The organism is Nocardia sp. PLKS1-43, from assembly GCF_059510335.1.
Genome location: NZ_JCAJZQ010000013.1, coordinates 97192 through 116712, shown reverse-complemented (window position 1 = coordinate 116712; position 19521 = coordinate 97192). Strand labels below are relative to the sequence as shown.

The 19521-nt window shown below is 69.1% G+C and carries 19 protein-coding genes; 1 reads left to right on the top strand and 18 read right to left on the bottom strand.

Annotated elements, in window-relative coordinates:
• Positions 1 to 94: 94 nt before the first annotated feature.
• The 13 genes from AC5WS7_RS33055 to AC5WS7_RS32995 all read right to left on the bottom strand — a co-directional run bounded on the left by AC5WS7_RS33055 (position 95) and on the right by AC5WS7_RS32995 (position 15634).
• On the bottom strand, positions 95 to 886 hold the full coding sequence (locus AC5WS7_RS33055; RefSeq protein ID WP_495958541.1) for a hypothetical protein: 792 nt from the start codon (positions 884 to 886) through the stop codon (positions 95 to 97).
• A gap of 313 nt (positions 887 to 1199) precedes the next feature.
• Positions 1200 to 2147 carry a hypothetical protein gene (locus tag AC5WS7_RS33050; protein ID WP_495958540.1) on the bottom strand — a complete coding sequence of 316 codons (948 nt, stop codon included), beginning with the start codon at positions 2145 to 2147 and terminating at the stop codon, positions 1200 to 1202.
• 99 nt (positions 2148 to 2246) lie between these two features.
• Entirely contained in the window at positions 2247 to 3119 is an 873-nt protein-coding gene (locus AC5WS7_RS33045; protein WP_495958539.1) for a hypothetical protein, read from the bottom strand.
• Positions 3120 to 3196: 77 nt separating this feature from the next.
• Positions 3197 to 4888: a VWA domain-containing protein gene (locus AC5WS7_RS33040; RefSeq protein WP_495958538.1), complete on the bottom strand. Its 1692-nt coding sequence runs from the start codon at positions 4886 to 4888 to the stop codon at positions 3197 to 3199.
• 41 nt (positions 4889 to 4929) lie between these two features.
• Complete coding sequence (locus tag AC5WS7_RS33035; RefSeq protein ID WP_495958537.1) at positions 4930 to 6111, bottom strand: AAA family ATPase; 1182 nt, start codon at positions 6109 to 6111, stop codon at positions 4930 to 4932.
• An 883-nt stretch (positions 6112 to 6994) separates the two neighbouring features.
• Entirely contained in the window at positions 6995 to 8803 is a 1809-nt protein-coding gene (locus AC5WS7_RS33030; RefSeq protein WP_495958536.1) for a BTAD domain-containing putative transcriptional regulator, read from the bottom strand.
• A 111-nt stretch (positions 8804 to 8914) separates the two neighbouring features.
• Positions 8915 to 9823, bottom strand: a complete 909-nt coding sequence (locus tag AC5WS7_RS33025) for an alpha/beta fold hydrolase (RefSeq protein ID WP_495958535.1) — start codon at positions 9821 to 9823, stop codon at positions 8915 to 8917.
• A gap of 85 nt (positions 9824 to 9908) precedes the next feature.
• Positions 9909 to 10652 carry a DUF8176 domain-containing protein gene (locus tag AC5WS7_RS33020; protein WP_495958534.1) on the bottom strand — a complete coding sequence of 248 codons (744 nt, stop codon included), beginning with the start codon at positions 10650 to 10652 and terminating at the stop codon, positions 9909 to 9911.
• A gap of 98 nt (positions 10653 to 10750) precedes the next feature.
• Positions 10751 to 11890, bottom strand: a complete 1140-nt coding sequence (locus AC5WS7_RS33015; RefSeq protein ID WP_495958533.1) for a lipase family protein — start codon at positions 11888 to 11890, stop codon at positions 10751 to 10753.
• 149 nt (positions 11891 to 12039) lie between these two features.
• Complete coding sequence (locus AC5WS7_RS33010) at positions 12040 to 13203, bottom strand: lipase family protein (RefSeq protein ID WP_495958532.1); 1164 nt, start codon at positions 13201 to 13203, stop codon at positions 12040 to 12042.
• The gene (locus AC5WS7_RS33005) at positions 13200 to 14447 is read right to left on the bottom strand and encodes a cutinase family protein (RefSeq protein WP_495958531.1); all 1248 of its coding nucleotides are present in this window, start codon (positions 14445 to 14447) and stop codon (positions 13200 to 13202) included. The genes AC5WS7_RS33010 and AC5WS7_RS33005 overlap by 4 nt, the downstream gene beginning before the upstream one ends.
• Positions 14444 to 14992: a hypothetical protein gene (locus AC5WS7_RS33000; RefSeq protein ID WP_495958530.1), complete on the bottom strand. Its 549-nt coding sequence runs from the start codon at positions 14990 to 14992 to the stop codon at positions 14444 to 14446. Before AC5WS7_RS33000 ends, AC5WS7_RS33005 begins: the two co-directional genes overlap by 4 nt.
• A 486-nt stretch (positions 14993 to 15478) precedes the next feature.
• Entirely contained in the window at positions 15479 to 15634 is a 156-nt protein-coding gene (locus AC5WS7_RS32995; protein ID WP_495958529.1) for a hypothetical protein, read from the bottom strand.
• 360 nt (positions 15635 to 15994) lie between these two features.
• Here AC5WS7_RS32995 and AC5WS7_RS32990 point away from each other — a divergent pair, with 360 nt between their 5' ends.
• Entirely contained in the window at positions 15995 to 16786 is a 792-nt protein-coding gene (locus AC5WS7_RS32990; RefSeq protein ID WP_495958528.1) for a helix-turn-helix domain-containing protein, read from the top strand.
• 187 nt (positions 16787 to 16973) lie between these two features.
• On the opposite strand, the gene AC5WS7_RS32985 is transcribed toward AC5WS7_RS32990, so the two are convergent.
• From AC5WS7_RS32985 to AC5WS7_RS32965, 5 genes are read right to left on the bottom strand one after another with little or no spacing between them, the layout of a single operon-like run.
• Complete coding sequence (locus AC5WS7_RS32985) at positions 16974 to 17525, bottom strand: hypothetical protein (RefSeq protein ID WP_495958527.1); 552 nt, start codon at positions 17523 to 17525, stop codon at positions 16974 to 16976.
• The gene (locus tag AC5WS7_RS32980) at positions 17522 to 17725 is read right to left on the bottom strand and encodes a hypothetical protein (protein WP_495958526.1); all 204 of its coding nucleotides are present in this window, start codon (positions 17723 to 17725) and stop codon (positions 17522 to 17524) included. The genes AC5WS7_RS32985 and AC5WS7_RS32980 overlap by 4 nt, the downstream gene beginning before the upstream one ends.
• Positions 17722 to 18708, bottom strand: a complete 987-nt coding sequence (locus tag AC5WS7_RS32975) for a hypothetical protein (protein ID WP_495958525.1) — start codon at positions 18706 to 18708, stop codon at positions 17722 to 17724. Before AC5WS7_RS32975 ends, AC5WS7_RS32980 begins: the two co-directional genes overlap by 4 nt.
• Positions 18701 to 19021: a cold-shock protein gene (locus tag AC5WS7_RS32970; protein ID WP_495958524.1), complete on the bottom strand. Its 321-nt coding sequence runs from the start codon at positions 19019 to 19021 to the stop codon at positions 18701 to 18703. The genes AC5WS7_RS32975 and AC5WS7_RS32970 overlap by 8 nt, the downstream gene beginning before the upstream one ends.
• The gene (locus tag AC5WS7_RS32965; protein ID WP_495958523.1) at positions 19014 to 19493 is read right to left on the bottom strand and encodes a hypothetical protein; all 480 of its coding nucleotides are present in this window, start codon (positions 19491 to 19493) and stop codon (positions 19014 to 19016) included. The genes AC5WS7_RS32970 and AC5WS7_RS32965 overlap by 8 nt, the downstream gene beginning before the upstream one ends.
• Between the last annotated feature and the right edge of the window lie 28 nt (positions 19494 to 19521).

The following is a 19521-nucleotide window of genomic DNA, read 5'->3' as shown; positions in this document are numbered from 1 at the left end:
TTTCTCGAAATGTGAGAGAAACGAAAACGAACTCGGTGGTGCATGGCGGTGCGCCGTCCGGAGTCGTTGCCGGTCCGGCGCACCGCCGGGAAGGTCACTGGCCCGCGGCCAGGGCGAATTTCTTGGGCCGGTCACTGACCTTGCGGGCGGTGCCCAGCGTGGTCAGCCGTACCAGGGCGTTGTGGACAGCGCCGCTCGAGCGGCCCAGCGCTTTCCCGATCTCGTGCGGGGTGAACTCCTTCTCGGGCGCATCACGCAGGTGGTCCTCCACCTGCCCACGCAACGCGCCCGGGGCCAGCTTCTCGGGTGACTCCTGCTGCGCCGCTGCGGGTTCGGGCCCGCTGTCGGGCGTATCGGTTGCCGGGGCGGTGGTTTCGGCGCGCGTGCGGCGCGCTGTGGCCGGTTCCGGCGGTGCCGGTGTGCCTGTAGCGGGCGCGGCGTCGCCGGGCGCGGTGTCATCGGATTCGGTTGCGGTGCTGGCGTTGTCGCTCGGATCCGGCTGTGTGGTCTCGGGCTCGGTCACCGCGTCGGCCGAGGTGGCCGTGTCGGCGGGAGTGGGTGACCAGCGTTCGGCGGCGCGGGGGTTGTCCGGGTCGCGGTCGCGGCGCGCTACCCCGCTGGTGGCCCAGCCGGACAGGATGCGCCGCGCGGTGGACCCGCTGAGCCCCGCCGCACCCGCCAGTTCGGCGGCGGTGAAGCCGGGATGGTTCCCCAGCGCGGTCCACAACGCTTTTTCGCTGTCGGTGCGCAGCACGGGCGCATCGGCGGCCGGTTCGGGAGTTGGCGGGGTGGCGTTTTTCGCCGGGCGCTTGGTGGTGGTTTTCGCACCGCGCGTGGTGGTGGTTTTCGTGGGGCGTTTGGTGGTGGTTTTGTTTCGTGCGGACATGACAGTTTTCTCCCTGAGAAGTGGGGAATTCGTGGGTGTTCGGGTCATGTCCCGGCCGGGACGGAAAACCCCGCCGTATCACCCGGTCCGGGTGATGGCGGCGGTGTTCCCACACCTATGAACGCTCGATACCGGTAACAATGTCAAGCGGTGCGTGGAGAAAAATATGCGACGGGAATTCCTCTCGCCGTTGCGGTCGCCGCAATTCATTGTGCGAGGCGAATTCGACTCGACTCGCCTTATCCTGGAATTACTCGAATACCGAAACACGAGCCGCCACCGCGCGGGGGCGGTGGCGGCGGTCGAGCCGGGGTTAGTCGGCGGGTATCAAGTCGCCGTACGTCAGGTCGGCGCGCAGGTCCCGCAATTGCCCGAGTTCCTCGTCGAGATCGCGGGCGGCGAATTCGGTGGTGGCCTCGTCGGGGGCCGGGTCCGGGAGTTGCTGCTGGCGCAAGGTGATGGCCATCGCAGCGAGTCGGCGGGACAGGGCCTCGGCTTGCTCGGCCACCTCGTTACTGCGCCGTCGCAGCAGGTCGCGGGCGTCCGCACGCTGGAGCGCATGCACGGTGTTCATCCGCTCGTGCCATTGCTCGTCCGCGCCATCGGCGGGCAGCAGCTCCCACGGGTGGACGGTGAGCAGGTTCGGTGCCGACACCTCGCAGGTGATGATGCCCCTGTAGAGGTAGACCGTCCGCACTGTTCCGCGCTGTGCGGGGTCGTCGGCGAAGACGACTTGCTGGCCCACCACGATCGGGCACTCGATGCCGTGCACTGTCAGCGGGCGGGGGCCGCTGATCGTGCTGTCAGCCGTCATCGGGACGCCCGGCGCGGGCGCGGGAAAAGGTTGCGGGACATCGGGACCCGGTGCGTGGGGTGCAGCTTTGCCTGCGGCTGTGGATGCCGTGTGGAGGTCGAGCAGGAAGGGGCCGTGTGCGGAGGCCGGGATCATGGGAGTCGGGCCCGGGTCCCGAAGGTCCGAGGTCCATTGGGTGAGGTAGCCGGCGAGCCCCGCCGGGACCTCGACCTCGGCGCCGCGCGAGTCGAGGAAGGCGTGTACGTCCAGGCCCCCGTACGGTGCCCAGTCCAAGACGATGTACCGCACTTTCGGGGCGTGGAGCCCGATCTCGGTGACGACGATGGCCAGGGCCAGTTCGGCGATCGCGTGCTCGCGGCCCGGACCGGCGGGCAGGGCGTGCGCGGCAGCGAGCCGGGCGTTCAACTCTCGTGTCGGTGTGGGGCTGGGGTGCGGGTTCGAGCTCATGGTGCGGGGTGTCCTTCTCTCTCGTGTGTTGGAGTGGTGCCTGGTCCCCCGCTGGCCTCGGGGGGGGACCGGGGTCAGCGGGCCGGGTGGTGGTGCGGGTTATCGGTGGGGGCGATTGAGGTGGCGGCGGGCGTCGGTGATGGCGGTGGCCGCGCGGGGGTTGGCGTACACGATCGGCAGCCACAGTCGCGGTCCACGGGCGTGGAGCCGGTAGTTCTCGATGTGCGGCGGGGTCGGGCGGGGTCGGGTGTCGGCGGGTACGCGGATGTCGACGTGGATGGTGTTGCAGGCCACGGTGACCCGGTGCGAGCCGTCCGTGAGGTGCTGCCACTGCTCGGGCGGGGCCACCGACGCGAGCGCGAACACTTGCGCGGCGAGGTCCGCGGTGGCGGCGACGTCGGCGGGGGTGAACTCGGTGGGCCACCGGCCCGCGATGCGCATGGTTTGGCCGGTGAGCGGGTCGTGCAGGTGGTCGGCCCATGTCCGGCACGCTCGGCAGGTGCGGCGACGGCCCTCCCCGGTCCCGGCCAGCGCGCCCCAGTCGTCGAGCACGTCGTCCGCCACCAACGCCCGGACAAGATCCCCGGTGTGGGCGGAGTCCTCGCGGATGCCCAGCACGGCGTGCATGTCGAGGCGAGCCAGCTCGGCCGCGCCGTCCTCGGGGTCGCCGGGGCGGGGGTGGCGGCTCGTGTCGTGGTGCCTCGATTCGGGTGTGCCGGTCGAGGTTTCGGTGGGCGGGGTCCAGTCGGCCAGGAGCGTGCCACCGGTGGCGAGGTGCTCGTCCAGGGCGGCCATGAGGTCGCTGGTGTCCCGGTACAGCTCTTCGAGGCGGTCGTGGTGGTCGGCGGTCTCGCCGGGGGTTTCGGTGCGGTTTTCGTCGGCGGTGTAGGCGGTGATCGCCTCGGCGATGGTGTGGCGGGTGGCCCGGAACTGGGCGAGCGTGTCGTCGGGGTCGAGCCGGTGGCGGGTCATGGCGGTGAACCTCCTTGGGATCGAATGGGTTCCGGTCCCCCGGGGCGCGGGGTCTGCCGCGCCCCAGGGTGGTCGGGTCAGGCGTGGCGTACGGCGGTGACGGCGGCGCGGGCGATGGCTTTGGCGGTCGCGGCGGGGTCGCCGACCGGGTGCAGGGTGGCCCCGGCCAGCGGGGTCGCTGCGTGGGGTTCGGGGGCCAGCCACAGCACCGCGCAACCGGTGGCGCGCAGCCGGTCGAGGCGTTTTTGGCCGCGTTGGCGAGGTGCGGGGTAGAAGACGCCGTCGGAGATGATGACCAGCAGGCGGGTGTTCTCGCGGCGGGACAACCCGAGTGCACCGTCCAGGGCGTCGATGGCCTCGTCGATCGCTTCTTCCGAGCCCCCGCACCGGAACTCGGTCACCCGGTCGGGCGCGATGCCAGGATGAGTGATCGGCCGGACTCGTTCACCGAAGGTGACTGTCGCAGTTTCGGCGGGCATCGCCGCGAGGCGTGCGGCGTGGGCGATGATCCATGCGGCCGACGCGGTCGGGGCGGCGTAGGCGTTCATCGATCCGGACACGTCGCAGCCGATTCCGATCCGCAGCGGCGGCACCGGCACCGGTTTACGCACGGCGCGGGTGAACGGTTCGGCGGTCGGGATGGCACCGGCCGCGCGCTGCGCTTCGCGGGCCATGGCCCCACGCATCCGCATCCGGCCCGGGGGCACCGCCGAGGTCGTTTTCACCACAGCCGCCTCCCGCTGGCTCGCCGTGGACAGCGCGCGGGCCAGCACTCGCGCGGCCGACCGTTCGGTCCCTTCGGGGGCGCGGGTGCCCCGGTGCGGGGTCGCGGGGGCCGCGCCGGGGGTGCCGAACACCTTGGCGGCGACCGCCCCGGCCCGGTTCCGGTCGCGGTCCTCGGCCGCGTGGCGGGCGGCGGCGGCCTCGGCCGGGTCGATCGGGACCGGTTGCGAGGCAACCGCATTGCGGATGTTGGTGATCGCCTCGCTGATCGCTCCGGACAGCGCCGAGTTCGGATCCGGCGCGGCGTGCGGGTCGGGGCCGATCAGGTCGAGCCATTGCTGCCCGAGCTCGAGCATCCGCGCGGCGTCCTCGTCGCCGGTTTGGTGTGCTTCGCGCCAGATCGCGCGCAGGGCATCGAGTTTCGCGGTGCCGAGGATCTTTTCCGCTGCCGCAGCAGCCGGGCCGCACTCTGTGCGTTCCAGGACCCCCCCGTCCACGCGGGCCAAGAGCAGCGCAGCTGTCTGCGCGGCAGCGTAGTCGGTGGCCGGGAGAGACTCGGCCGCATCGGGTCCGCCGATGTCACCGATGATGATCTCGGTCGCCGAGGCCCGTAGCCAATGCCGGTCATCAGGGCGTCGGCGGACCTGCGCGGCCTCGATCCTGGACTCTTCCAGCAGCATCGCGGCCTCGACCACGGCCGGGTTCGCCAGCGCGGGCGGGTCCCAGCGCGAGTGCTGGGCGTGGGCGCATTCGTGGGTGAACGCACCCCACACCGCCGCGTAGCGGGCCCGGTCCGACAGGCGATCCGGGCGCGCGGTGCCCGGGTCGATTGTCAGCAGGTCGCCATCGATTTCGATCGCGGCGCGGGCCGGGAAGAACACCGCCGGGTGCCCGTGGGCGGCACCGGGGGCGATGGTGACGATCAGGTCCTCGCGGTCCGCGATCGGCGGGGCCTCGGCGGTCAGATCGGCCGACAGGGTGTCCCACGCCTGGGCGGGCGGTGTGGCGGGGGTGAGCGTCGGGTCGGAGATCACGTGGGAAGTCATGGCGTGCAGGTCCTTTCGCTGGCAGGGTGCGGGGGTGAGGGTTAGATGCGTGAGCCCAGCGCGAGGGGCTTGTACGTGCTGCCGAACACGGTTTTGACCACCGTCGCGACGATCTCGCGGTCCTCCTCCGGGGCGGTGCCGATCAGATTCGCCGCAGCGGTCGCGAGGTCGGTCGCGGTGGCGATCTTCTTGAAACTGAGCAGTTCTCGCAGTTGCGGGGCCCACCCGATCTCGCCGTTGGCCTTGCGGGTGGCCAGATTCCGGGCCACCTTCACCGCCTGCGGGTCGACCCCGAGCTGCCCGGCCAAGTCGTAGTCACTACCGACCTGCACCTGGAACGCGAACCGCGAAGACAACGCGTCGGACAAGATCGCCCCATGCACACCCGGGTTGTGCCCAGCCACCACGAAAAACCCCGGCTCGGCGGTCACGACCTCACCGCCGTTGGCTTTGATCACGATCTCTTTGCGGCCATCCATCGCCGGATACATGCACGCCAGCACCGTCGGCGGGATCAGGGTCGCGTCGTCCACGAACAGCACCCGGCCCTCACGCATCGCCCGGATCAGCGGGCCGTGTACGAAAACGAAAGTGCCGTCCGGTTTTTGGGTGTACTCGCCTACGAAATCGGCGACCGTGGTGTCCGAGTCCCCTTGCACCGTGAGCAGATCCCCGTAGGCGGCCTCGATCAGCGAGGTCTTGCCCGTTCCCGGGGGCCCGTACAACAGCACCGGGACCTCGGCGGTGCGCATGGTGCGCAGCACATCCACATCCGTGCGGCCCGCGAGCTTGCGCAGGTGGTACTCCTGCCCGTTCGGCCGAGTCACCGTCGCACCCGGCACCGAGGCGGGAGCGGGGGTGGGTGCGCTGGTTTTGCGCGTGCCCGTCGCCTTGCCCTTGCCGGTGCGGGCGGCGGGTTTCGGCGCGGCGGGTGCGGCCGGGGTCGGTGCGGGGGTGGGGGCTCCGGCTGCTGCGGCAGCGGTGGCGGCGGTCGCGCGGTAGCGCAACGGTTTCGCGTTGGTCTGTTCGGCCTGCCCGGCCCCGGCCAGGGTTTTCAGCGCGTTACCGACCGCCCCGGACGAGCGGGAAATCAGTTTCGCGACCTCACGCGGGGAATATTCGGTGGTGGGGTTGTCGGCCAGCACACGCGCCACCATGCGCCGCAACTCACCATTACCCAGACGCACGCTCGTCGCAGGGGCCGAACCGGTGGGGGAAGTCATTTTCGTCTCCTATTACGGACCGTATTCCGACATGCGCCGAACCCGCGCGGTATTGACATACCGGTGGTGAGACCGTCATTCGGAATTCTCGGGAATCCCCGGGGAATTTCCGGGAACACGACGACGCTAACTCGACTCGCCACGGATCCACAACCCGAAAATCACCGAATTTCCGCGAATTTTCCTGCCTCGCCTCGAAATGAGCGACGCAATTCCGGAACGAAATGCGTTCTCGAACCCGGTCAACAGTCGGAACAATAATGGGAACAAGAATGCAAAACAATGAATTCAATAACGAGCAATGAGAATGACATTGCACGGGGAAAACAAGAAAGGAAGTGACATACCGGGCACCCTGGGGAACCGGTTGGCACCGGCCGTCAATCACGTACCTGCACTTTTGTGGGTATGTGATCCTGGGGGACACCCAGCCGGAAAAACATGCCGCCACCAGGATGTTTCCTGGCGCAGGGTGGTCCGGTTTGATCGGATAACGGAGTTGACCACGGAACTGACCACGGAGTTGACCACGGAACCGAGTCGGGCGATCGCCGAAATCCGGCCGAGCATTCTTTTGTCCATCGAAAATGATGAATGCGCAATAGTCGATGTACCCGAACGACTCTTTCGAGCCCATCCAGGAGAGCAGCGGGAGAGCCGATACTTCACAGCTTTGGTTCCATTTTACGGCATTTCTGTCCATGGATGTCATCGTGGCGTGGAGGTGGTTTAAGGGGCCCATTACCTGATTGGCGGCAGCAGACTCGCGATGGCCTCTCCGAGAGTTCTGGGTCCTGTTCCGGGTGGGTTCTCGAAGGTATTCCGGCGGGCCACAGGAGGGCTGCTGGGTGAGGTGTTCAGCCTGGGGTGAGTGCGTCGTGTTTTATCTCGTGGTGCGGCGGAGCTGTTCGAGGAGGTGTTGTGTTTCGGGGCTTGGTGTGGCGTCGATTTCGGCGAGTTTTCTGCTCAGGAGTGAGTAGGTGCGGGCCAGGGCGTCGTATTCGCCGAGTTTGGCGTGCAATCGGAGGATGTCTTGCCAGACGGGTTCGTTGTAGGGGTCGGTCTCGACGGCGGTTTCGAGCATGCCCAGGGTGGTGCGCGGATCCTGGGTGAGGGTGTGGTTGGCCAGCCAGCCCAAAGCGTTGAGGGTGTTGTGGCGGGCGGCCTCGCGGAACTGCTCGACCCAAGGGTCGGACAGATCCGCGGCGAGGGTGGCGGTCGCCGAGGCGATGTCCAGGATGCGCCGGCTGGCCGCGATGTGCTCGGCCTCAGCGCTGGTTTGGCGGCGCGCGACAACAGCGGCGGTGAATTCCCAGTAGTCGACGGTCACCGCGGCCGGATCGAGGCGATACCGCGGCCGGTCCTCGATCAACAGAACCGCCTGATGGCCGGTCGCTGTGGCCACCGCGCCGCGCAGACGGCCCAGCGCGTTGGTCAGCGCGATCCCCGGCCGGTCGGGATGGCGTTGCCCCCACAGCGCGTCGATCAGATCACCCCGGCTGAGCCCGTCGGGATGCAACGCCAGCACCGTGAGCAGCTCACGGCTGCGCGGCTGCAGAGACCGCGTGATCTCCACACCCCGAACCCCGACCCGCGGCGCGTCGGCGGTGCGCCACAGCACCCGCGTCGGACCGAAGATCCGGACCGCCAACCCGGGCTCGGTCGGGCGCGCGTCAGGCGCGGGCGACGGTGGGCGCGGGGCGGGTGGCTGCGGTGGGCTGGAAGGGGCCTCGCGCGGCACGACACCGCGAGACGCAGCCGTGGACCCGGCGTCCGGGTCGGTGGCCCTGGATGCTGCGGGCTGCGCGGGATGGGTACCCGCCGTAGGGATCGGGATGGAGATGGGGTTCGGGTCGGTGTCGGCCGGATCCGGTGCCGCGGGCGGGCCGGTGGGCAGCTCGATCCGGTAGACCCTCGGCACTGCGGGCGGGCGGCGGCCCAGCACGCGTGTACGCCGCCGCACCCGCGGGCGTGCGGGTGTTTCGGTGATCGGGGGTGTCGCTGCGGGAGGGCGGAGTTGGATTTCCACGCTCGCCGCGATCGTGTGTGCGGCGCGCAGCACTCGGTTGCGGCGGGCCCAGAGCCGGGGCGGGGCCAGCAAGGCGGTCGCGGATTGTGGTTCGCGGGGAAGACCAGCCAGCACCGGGACCTGCAGCGCGGTGGCGTAGTCGCTGTCGGGTTCCGCGCCGATGAGCAGCACTCCCGGGTGGCGGCTGCGGCCGGCGAGCTCGCGGATCTGCGGGCCGGCGATCCCTGGGTCGGTGAGGTCGGCGTCCAAGACGATCAGGCACGCGTCCGCGAGGGCCACGATCGGGTCCAGCGCCGACCCGGCCCCGGGGACGCCGCAGTCCGCGAACACGCTCGCGCCCACCGCACGCCACGCCGCCAGATCACCCAGGCGCCGATCATGCTCGCGGCCGGTCAACAGCGTCGTCACCCACCCCGCCTTACGGGCATCAGCCCCGGGCGGGCTGGCCAGCAGACCGACACCACCGGGCAGCCGTTGCAGATGCTCGGCGATCCGCACTCGCCTGTTCGGGGACCGCGCGGCTCGTGCCAGGCTCGCCAGGCCGCGATACGGGTCCACGCCGGCCAGCTGCGCGAGCTGCCCGCCACGCGGATCGGCCTCGACCACCACAGCCGCGTCCGGGCCAGGCCATGCGCGCGCGAGCGCGAGCGTGGTCGTGGTCACGCCGGTGCCTGGACTGAGACCGGCCACCGCGATCAGCAGCGGACGCACCGACGCCGGGCTGGTGTGTGATGTGGTGGGAGCCATCATGATCGGGCGGGGGTCGGGGCCACCTCACGCCTCCCCGTGTTCGGGGTCCGGGGTGTGGCCGGTGCTACGGCGGCTGGGTTGTTCGAGCTGGGCGCGCAGGGCGTGATCGAGGGTGGTGGTGATGGTGTCGGTGGCGCGGTCGAGGTGGGTGTGGGGCAGGTAATGCCCAGCACCGGGGACGAGGTCGTAATCGGCCCACAGGGCATCGGCCAGCGCGACCGCGCGCTGCGGGGGCACGAGCGTGTCGTACTCCCCGGCCAGCACGATCGAGGGGATGGGCCGCAACTGTTGGGCGACGCCGACCGACAGGCCGAATCCGGGGTGCGCGCCCAGGATGTCGATGCTCACCCTCGGATCGACCTCAGCGCTCGTGACGAGTCGCGGGCCGCTGTGCCGCAGGCGGTAACGCAGCACCGCCTCTCCTGCCGCGGTGACCGGGTCGAGGATCCGGTGCGGTCGTAGCCGGATGAGCCGTTGTGGCCACGTACGTAAATATCGTGGAAGACATGGGAATTCAGCGGCGGCGTTGAGGAACACGATCCCGGCCAGCTCGGTGGCGCGGTCGCGGTGCGCGGTGGCGTAGGCGTACACCAGCTGCGCTGCGGTCGAATGCACGATGAGGACGACTGCCCCGGACGCATGCGCGAGCACTGTGTCCAAGTCGTCGGCCAGGCGGCGCAGGGTGGTGATCCGGCGCAGATGCGGGAGACCGGATTCGCCGTGCCCGCGCTGGTCGTAGGTGATCTGCGCGACCGCGCCACCCAACTGCTCATGCACACGCAAGCTCAATGGCGACCAGAACCGGCGCTCGCACAGCAGCGGGTGCACGTACACCAACGTGGCCGGGGCGGCAGCTCGCCCGACCCGGGTGGCGGCCAGGCGCACGCCGTCGTCGGCGTCGATGTTCAGGGCGTGAATCTCGGGACAGGTCACGGCGGGAAGTCCTTCACTGAGTAGGGGCACAGACCAGAGACTGTGGCGGGCAGCGGATTTCGACCTGCTGGGGTGTGCACGGCGGTCATCCCTGTTCTTGGACGTGGCTGATCAGCAGGCCGCCACCGGGCCCGGAGATGGTGTTGATCACCTGCAGGTAGTCCACGCGTTTGTGGTCGGGATGCACTTCGACCAGGTGCACATTCGCGGTGTTGAGCGTGACCGGGGTGATCGCGACACAGTGCACGGTGCCCTCCGGGATGGTGGCGATCCCGGCAGCCAGTCCCTGCTGCGTGATCCCGGACTCGGCAGCAACGACCCGCATGGCGGCCTCGGCAGAGCGTTGGGTGTAGTAGGCGTCCTCGAACGTCGCGATCACCCCAGGCACCGTCGCCGGATCACCGCCATGTTCGGTGACCACCACACCGGACAACCCCGCACACACACCCGCCGTCACCGTCGCCGAGGCGGACATCGACGCAGTCTTCGCACCGGTCCCGCCGCCGCTGGGATGGTGCGGTGCGTGCGCACCCACCACCACCCCCACCACGACCGCGAGCACCGCGGCGAGCCCAGCCACCCCACGCACCGGCACCCGGCGCGCCAACTCGCCCCAGCGCGCTCGCGGCCGGCTCGTGCTCGAGCCATGATCGGTCGGGGCCGCGTCTTCCCAGTTCTCTTGCGGGAGAGGGGGTTCAGGCACAGGATCGATGTCCACATCGGGGTCGGTGATCTCGCTGGGCTGATCGATATCTGGTGGAGTGTCCAGAGCTGGTGGAGTGTCCAGCCAAGCCCACTGGTCATCCTCGCCGGATGTGTTGCCAGACAAGCTCGTTCACCTCCCTCCACAGTTGCGCTTCAGGACCTGCCCGCGCCCGCACGGGGGTAGGAGGGGATCGGGGCGCGGGCAGGGTTCCCCCGAGCGGGTCACGGACGCACTGGCGGCGCGGAGGTATCGATCACGGGGCCGGGACTGGTGAGCCACTTGGGGGTGTCCGCGAGCCGCGCCAAGACGTCGGTGACGGCTTCCAGGGCGGTGCCGGCATGCCCAGAGTCGTACTCGTGCCAGCTCACCGTGGCCCCGCGCTGCCGATACGCGATCAGGGTGCGCAAACCCGCACGCACCGGCACGATGTCATCGGTATGCCCGTGATACAGATGCAGCGGCACCCTCGGGGCAGTGTGCGCGAGGCACTCATACGCCAGCACCTGCCGCCACGTCATGTCGTTCCACGGATCTTCGCGGACGCACCAGTGCGACAGCGGCTGCGGGTACCGGTCGAAAAGCTCGATATCGGTGAGGTTTTCCGCGTCGGCGACCGCACGCTGCCCGTCCTCGGTCAGCACGTGCCGTAGCCGCAGGTGCGGGTAGGCGCGCGAGAGGCCGATCAGCGCGGCCAACCCCAGCCCCGGGCAGGGCCCGCTGCTGATCGCGGGGGCCAGCGCGGCCAAATCGGAAGCGACCGCGCCCGCGCAGATCCCCCGCAAATCCAGCTCCGGCGCGTACCGCGGATGGAGTTCGCCTGCTGCGGCGACCGCTCGGCCGCCGTCGGCGTAGCCCCAGGCCACGACCGGCATCCATGGCTCGCTCGTGTTGTCGGGGTCCAGTTCCGGGACGAACTGCGCGGCCCGAGCCATATCCAGCACGATCTGACCACCCGCCCGTGCCGCGAGGAACGTGTGCGGGCCCACACCGGTGACGCCGAGGCCCTCACCGTCGGGTACCGCGACCACCCAGCCTTGGTCGAGGGCCGCGGAGATCTCCACACTGTCGGCTTCCTCGCCGACCGCGAGCATCTGCGAGGCCGCCCGCCCACCCAAGCCGTGAAAGACCGGGCAGTACACCAACAGTGCACCTCCCCCTGGGCGGGAATCGGTGTCGGGGTCGGGCAGGATCACCGTGCCCGAAGCGGTGATCAGCTCACCGCGGGAGTTGGTCGAGACGTACAGGATCTGCCACGCCCCCGCCGCGCCCGCCAACTGCGGCACGAACGTCGGGCGCATCCGCACCAGATCACCGGGCAGACGGCTCGGGGTGAGGATCGGCGGGGTGTAGAACTCGTTCATGAAAACCTCCAGAAGTCTGTTCGATCGCTTTGGTGTGCAAGGTGTTCGGCTGGTGGGCTCCTGTCCCGCCCGGCGGAGGGGGTACCGGGCAGGACGGGGCCGCTCAGGCAGGTCAAAAAGGGAGGCGACAAGATTCGCCGCCGTGCGGGTCACGTGTGCGTCGAGTCGGTGAGGTCATGCGCGAGCTGGGCCAAGACGTCGTCTGTGGCAGTGCGGGCAGTGCGGAAGTGGTCCGCGTCGTAGGATCGCCAATCCGCCCGCGCGCCATGGGCGCGCAGGTCGGTGTAGAGCAGGCGACCGAACCCGACCGGCACGATCGCGTCCTTGGCCCCGTGATACAGATGCACCGGCGCTCTGGGAACGCCTGCGGCACCGGTGATTTCGAGATTGAGCACGTGCCGCCACATCGGGTCGTTCCACGGGTCAGAGCGTTCGCACCAGGTCGCGACCGGGTGCCGGTACCGCTCACACAACTGCGTCCGGCTCGCAGACTCGGCGTCGGTCAGCAGGACGCGGGCGGCCTCGGTGAACACGTGCCGCAACGGCAGATGGTAGTGCGCGTGCGAGAGCCCGATCATGCCCGCGAACCCCACACCCGCCCACGGACTTCGGTCCAGGTGCCGCAGGATCGGGCCCGGGTCGGTGACCACCGCCCCGGCGGCGATCCCTCGCAGGTCCAGGTCCGGGGCGTAGCCGGGCTGCAGGCCCCCGGCCCACACCGCCGCGCGCCCTCCGTCGGCATAGCCCCACAACAGGATCGGCGCATCCACTGCGTGCAAGGCGGGGATGCGGGTGGCGGCGCGGGCCAGATCCAGCATCACCTGCCCCGCGGTGCGGCCGGTCAGAAACGTGTGCGGCCCCAGCCCGAGTACCCCGAGACCGTGCCCGTCCACGACAGCGACCCGCCAGCCGCGAGCCAGGACCGCGCTGATCTGTGCGCTGTCGGGTTCGGTGCCCGCGGCCAGCAACTGCGAGGGGGCACACGGACCGCCGAGGCCGTGGAAACTCGGGTGGTACACCAGCACCGGACCTTCCTCGGCGCGCTTGTGGTTCGTGGGGGTGATGACGGTGCCAGAGACCGGGATCGGCTCGCCGTGGACGTCTTGGGAGACGTACAGGATCTGCCACGCCGTGCCTGCTCGTGGCAGGTTCAGGGTGACCGGACGCACGCGCAGCACATCTCCTGGCCGGTGGGGCTTCGCCAAAGCAGGTGGGGTGTAGAACTCGCTGTCGGTCACCATGGCCTTGCCGTTGTTCGCCTTGGCTCGTGGTGTGTCGGAAACCGTTGTGTCGGTGTGTTTCAGCTCGGTCATCGGGGCCCTCCTTGGGCGAGGTCGTGGGCCACCGCCACGAGCCAGGCGATCCCGGAAGCGAGCTGGCCGGTGGCCGCGTAACCGTCGTGCGCGGTGACCGTCGCTGCGAAACTCGCCCACACCGCCGGGTTGGTCAGATCGGTGTCGTCGGCGACCAGCTGCCCCCATGCTCCGGCGAGTTGGCCGGCGAGCTTCGGCACCTCGCCCGGGTGCGCGAGGAGGGTGGCGGTGATCTGGATCCACCGCTGGTTCGCCTCGCAAACCCGGTCGGGTGACAGTGCGGGGATGCGGGGATCGGCGGCGTCGATCAACCGTGTCGACAGCGGGGTGCGGGGGCGGTAGTCGACGGTGGCTGGGCCGAGGTCGAAGTCGTTGAGCACGACCGTGGTCCACGCCGAGCCCAACGCGCCCGACAGCACTCGTTGCAGGCTCGCGGCGGCGGCGATCGGGTTCGACAGGTCGGCTTGCGCGGCGATCTCGGCTCCGACCCGCAGGAGCGCGACGTGCTGCGGGGCCGCGCACGCCAGGTCTCCGTCGACGCAGATGTCCGCGACCCGACCGGTCAACGCGCCGTAGCTGGCGTTGTCGGCCGCGATGCCGCTGCCCGGTGCGGGGGGTACAGCGATGCGCACTGTGGACACCGCGCCATTGGTGGTGCCCGGGGGGCGATCGGGCACCGTCTGGCCAGGGCGGCCGGGAAACACCGGTGAGCCCGCCGTGCGTTCGGGGTCCGCGTAGAGGGCAACAGCGGCGACCTTGGTGGCCGGGATCGGGCCTCGCCCGGCACCGACATCTCGCGCGAACTGCGAGACTGCTTGCGCACCTTGGGAATACCCGACCACCGCGAGCTCGGCGCCCGGGCAGCGAGCCACGATCTGCCCGGCAGCCGCGTCCAGCTGCCGGATCGCGTCGGTCACCGAGACGGTGTACGACTCGGGTCCGCCACCGGCTCCCGGAGCGCCGCCGAATCCGGCCGGATAGGGAATGTAGGTGCGCTGCACCAGATTCGGGACCGCCGCGACCACCGGGCCCAGCAGCGCGCCGAGCACCCCGGTGTCAGCGGTCGGGCTCGCGGCCGGGGAGGACTGGCCGGTGCCTTGGACCGCGAGCACCCACAACGCCGGGCACCCCGGTGCGGGCGGGGCCGGCGCGGCACCGGCCGGTGCCATGAGGAGGCTTGCGCCGAGGGTGCTCAGCACGGCCGCGGTGGCTGTGCGAGTACGGAACCAGGAGGTCGTGGTCACCGCTGGTCCACCCCGACTCCGGCGCCGAAGCCCGCACCGACGGTGCCGCCGATCACCGCACCGGCGATCGCGGCGGGTGCTCCAGCGATCAACGCCCCTGCTGCTGCTCCGGCTGCTGCGCCGATGGCGGTTCCGGCGACTCCGGAGGTGACGGTGCCGATCACCGGGACCGCGACGACCGTGCCCACAGCGGCTCCGGCGATCCCGCCGACCGTGCCACCGATCAGACCACCTACGACCGCACCCACCGCGGCAGCGGGGGCGGCGGTGATGGTGCCGCCGATCGCGGCCCCGATCCCAGTCCCCGCCGCTGTGGCACCCGCGACCCGGTCCGAGCGGCCCGGCGGGATCCCGATCGAGTCCAGGGCGGTGGAGACCTGCGCTTCGGCACCGGCGGCGGTGGTGTTGATCGCGTCGCGCACCTGACCGGGGAGCCACGGCGGGGAGGGCGCTTCGAATTGGCCGATGCGAATCTCGTTGGGCGGCGGCGCGATCGGCGCAACCTGCGGTACCGGGCGCGGCGGATGCAGATCCGCCACCGTCACCGCCGGGACCGGAGCGGACGACGGCTCCGGCCGAGGCACCGGCCCATTACGCACCGACGGCGGTTGCTCCGGGTATGCCGCAGGATCCGATGCCGGAGACGGCGATGGGGTCGGGGTCGGGGTGCCCGGCTGGATGTCGGTGGTCACTCCGGGCTGGTTGGCAATCGGCCCGGCACCAGCCCCGGACGCGTCCCCGGGGACGGCCAGGACAATCATCACCGGCACTACGCCCGCGGCCATCACACGGGCCCACAAAGCACGCTTCGGATCGACCGAAAAGCGTGGGGAGACTCGTCCGACAAAGGGTTCTGGGCGAGGATTGATCGACCGTGAATTTGTTGGGTGTATTTCTTTTTCAGGCATGCCGAATAGACCCTTTCAGGGTGAGTTAGGGAAGTTCGGAATGGCGCGCTCACTGCGCGCCGGGGAGGCGCTCCCGGCTGCGGAACACACAGCCAGGAGCCACCCGCGGGGAGGGGAGGGTTACTAGTGCGGCAGCAGCGGTGCGACCGCGTTCCAGGCATCGGTCGCGAGGGCGACCACATTCACCGCGATGTCCGACACGAGGCTCACCAATGACAAGACAGATAAAGGATCCACGAGATTCTTACCTTCCGTGCGTGTGGGATGAACAATCTTCATCCAACACACAGAACACGCTGCCGCGCTAGAGGTTCGAGGGAGGACGTTTACCTCCCATTCCGCATTCGCGTCACCGGCCCGCCGCCTGCCAGCGGAAATATAAGAAAGGGACGTCAGCAGCACCCCTGCAAATTTTTTTCCGCGACACGAATGGTTGTGTCCCGCGTCACAAAGAAGCTGAGAAAACCCTGATTACAGCTACTGATTGGCTACTAAAAGGTTCAACCGCAAAACCGTTGCGTTACCGATCTAGGTCTGATACCTATTGAAGAGTCTCCGGGGGGCGATCAAGCGAGCAACCTTTCACTCTATCCGTCTGGCGATCCTGGGCGGAAGACCCAAAAGTAGGGGGTTTGACCAATGCACACCGAACACCGCGCGACGTACTGCGAGCCCGGCACCGTGATCTGCATGGCCTGCTGGACACGCGATATCCGCGAGTACCGCAACCTCAGCCGGCCCCAATCCCAAGCCGCCACCGGCGTCAGCTGGACATACGTGAAAGACATCGAACACGGGCAGATCATCCCCAAACCCGACGTCATCGAAAGCCTCATCACCGGATACCAGCTCGACGACGCCCAAGCCCGCCTCACCCGGGACCTGTGCCAGCCACCCGCTGCCCTGCCATCAGCGCACGAGCTGCGGGAACGCATCACACCCGCCCGCCGGTCCCTGCTGAACATCCTCGACGCGACCCTGGCCCTGGGCTACCTCGACCCGCTCTGGAACGTCCTCACCGCGAACGACAGGTTCTTCCGGATCTTCCCCGGGCTGAAAGTTGCGGACAACCTCGCCCTCTGGGCGCTGCCTCCCTCGCCCGAACCCTCCCCAGCCACACCGATGCTCACCGACCCCCGCCGCGAAGCGCAATGGCTCGTGGGCACCCTGCGCGGCACCTTCGCCCACTACCGCAACGACCCCCAAGTCATCAACCTATTCCAGCAGCTCTCACGCAACGAGGTCTTCAACCACTACTGGCACAACAGCATCCACGTCGCCCACGGCCGCTGCCTGGACAACCAGCCCCTGCGACTGCGCGACCCCGCCACCGGTCAGCGCTACACCCTCAGCGTCCAACTCACCGAAGTCACCGACCTCCCCGAAATCCGCGGCTTCCTATTCTGGCCCCACACGGACACCACCGAATAGCCTCCACGGCTGTGACGACAGGGCCACGGATGGCCAGTGCTGACGATAGTTGACCCAACTAGCGTCCGTCGTCACAACGGCTGGGCGGCCTCCACATCCAGGGGCGAGCCGCCGCGACGGCACCTCCGCCCCTGCCAGGCGAGCGGCGAATCCGGCGAGCACCATGGGCTCGCCGGATTCCTCCGCACTACCGCAGAAGGGCTGCTCTACGGCCGGGGCTTGCTGGTACTGGTTGTCTCACCAGGCTTTTCCGGTAGAGACCGAGCGTGTGGGTGCGGCGCACGCGCGTGTAGTGGACGCGGGCGGCGATGAGCGCGGCGACCGCGCGCCGCCACAGCGCGTCGTCGAACCGGGTGTTGCGGTAGCCGCTCGCGCGCCGGTGTTCGGACCAGGCACGGGCCACTGCGTCCACGGCCGGGCCGACCTGCCCGGAACATGCGACGCGGTTGATGTCATCGACCAGCCGTGCCCGCACGATTTGGCTGATGTCGAAGATGCCCAGCTCCCATAACACCGTGGACCCGCAATCACCTGTGCGGGTGACCACGGCATCGGGATCGAGCCAGGTATCCAGGTTCGCCAGCAGGAACGCGGCCCGCAGAATCGGTGCGGCGGGATGCTCGCACGGTACCCGGCCGTCCATCGCGGCCAGCAACTCGCGGCTGGTCGGCAACGCCGGATTCACCACCCGCACAGCTGGACCCGGGACGGCCAGGGGCATCGCAGCAGGAATGTTCATCCGCGCGCCTCCCCGTCCGCGTGCGGCCTGGGACCTGTCGGGTGTTCTGGTGGCGGCCATGTGGTCTCGTACGGGTTCCGGAGACGCTGGATCAGCTCATCGAGTTCCTGGAGGATCCGCTGCCCGGCCGGGCCCGGCTCGGTGTGTTCCGGCCCCAGGCCCGCATCACGGGAAAAGCGCGAGTCGCGGTGTTCGCTCATCGGCACGCTCCTGGTGGTGCGCATGCGGCGCTGGTGGGCACGAGCCGACGCACCTCACGCAAGGACAGCCCGAACTGGGCGATCAGGTCGGACGGGATCGTGCCGTCGACCGGGACAGCGCGCAGGAATAATGCGTCGCGGCGGCGGCGCGCGGCCCCCAACTCAGCGGTCGCGGTGATCATCGCCGCGCCCGCTCCGGGTTGGCCTGTGCGCAAGGCGGCTTCGGCCCACAGCACGCTGGTATACGCGGTGCCGACCCGCGCTGCCGCTGCGGTGATCTTCCCTCGGTCCACTCGGCATTCGGCTACCGGGATCGCGGGCGTACCGGGTGTGATCGCTTCGCGTGCACGTTGTTTCGCGCGACACCGCCGCACGTCGCAGCCGTGGTGGATGTCGCTCAGGACTCGTCCCAGAGGCTCGGGCACCGGGCCGGGATCGATGCAGCAATACACGACGGACACCTCCCCCACCACAGCAGCAGCATCCATGACCGAACCGGTGATCCGACCCACGTGCAGGGCGTTCGCGCCCTCGACGCACAAGCGCGGCGGACGAGGTTCGGCGATACCGAACTCGGCGAACGCCTCGGCGACCCGCTCGCGCATCCGGCACTCACCCGGTTCACACCCGCGAGTCAGGCCCGCCATCGCCACCGCGATCAACACCGAACAGATCGGCCCCGGATCCTCACCACAGTCATGACCAGAGAACTCACTCGCACCCGAATAGGACACACCGAACCCTTTCTGACACAAACGCTTCCGCCAGCCCTCGCGCCGGTGAGCACCGGCGCTCCCGACTCTCAGGCATGCCTGCGCTGCGCGCAGGACCGCGCACTCGTCCACCAGGTGACCGTCGTGGATCTCGGCCAGCTCACGCGCACGACCGGTACTCAACTTGTCGAAAAGCTCCACGCCGCACAGGATTTCGGCGAAGCGACTCCCCGTGTGGACGAACATGTGTGGATACATCCGATCAGACATGCTCATCACCACTCGACGCCCCCGACGCCGCCTCCGCGTCCAACCCTGGGGCCGGGGCTGCCCGGCGGACGATGCGGACGTGGACCGCTTTCGGGCCCCGACTGGTGGCCGCCACGTCATAGGTCACCTGGTCACCGGTTCTCGGAGAGTCGGCTCCCTTGTCGATCAGGCCCGAGTAGTGAACGAAGATGTTGTCGCCTTCGGTACCGGTGATGAATCCGTACCCGCGCTGCGGGCTGAACCACTCGACAACTCCGGTTTTCATGGACTCGACTTCCTTCACGATGGATTCAACAGCGGACGGTTCAGGCATGAGAACGGCCACCACCTCGGGTTGCGGCACCGGTGATGGCCTCGGCCAGCTCGGCCCATCCGGGGCGGGCCCGGCCCACAGGCGGGTACAACCACACCCGACGCGGATCACCCGGCGTAGGCAGCGCGATCCTGGCGCGTGCCAGCACCGGCATCGCACCAACAGCGAACAGCCGCAACGTCATCCGGTCCGCTTCCACCGGCGAGGCGGGAGCATCGGCCAGCAGCACCCACAACCGGTGCCCACGACGATCGACCGAGAACACCGGCACCGCACTCAGTCGTGACACGACCTTTCGGCCGAGCGTGGAAGGCACCATCACCGCGGATGCGGCGGTCATGGTCAGGCATATCGCGCTCAATGCCCGATCGAACGCGACATCGAATCCGAACTCTTCTGCATATCTGCGGCACCGACCATCGACAGCACCCGCGTCGATGACATCGAGTGCAGGCATGAGCAGAGCAGTCATTCTTTCTGTCCCTTCGGTTCTTCACTTA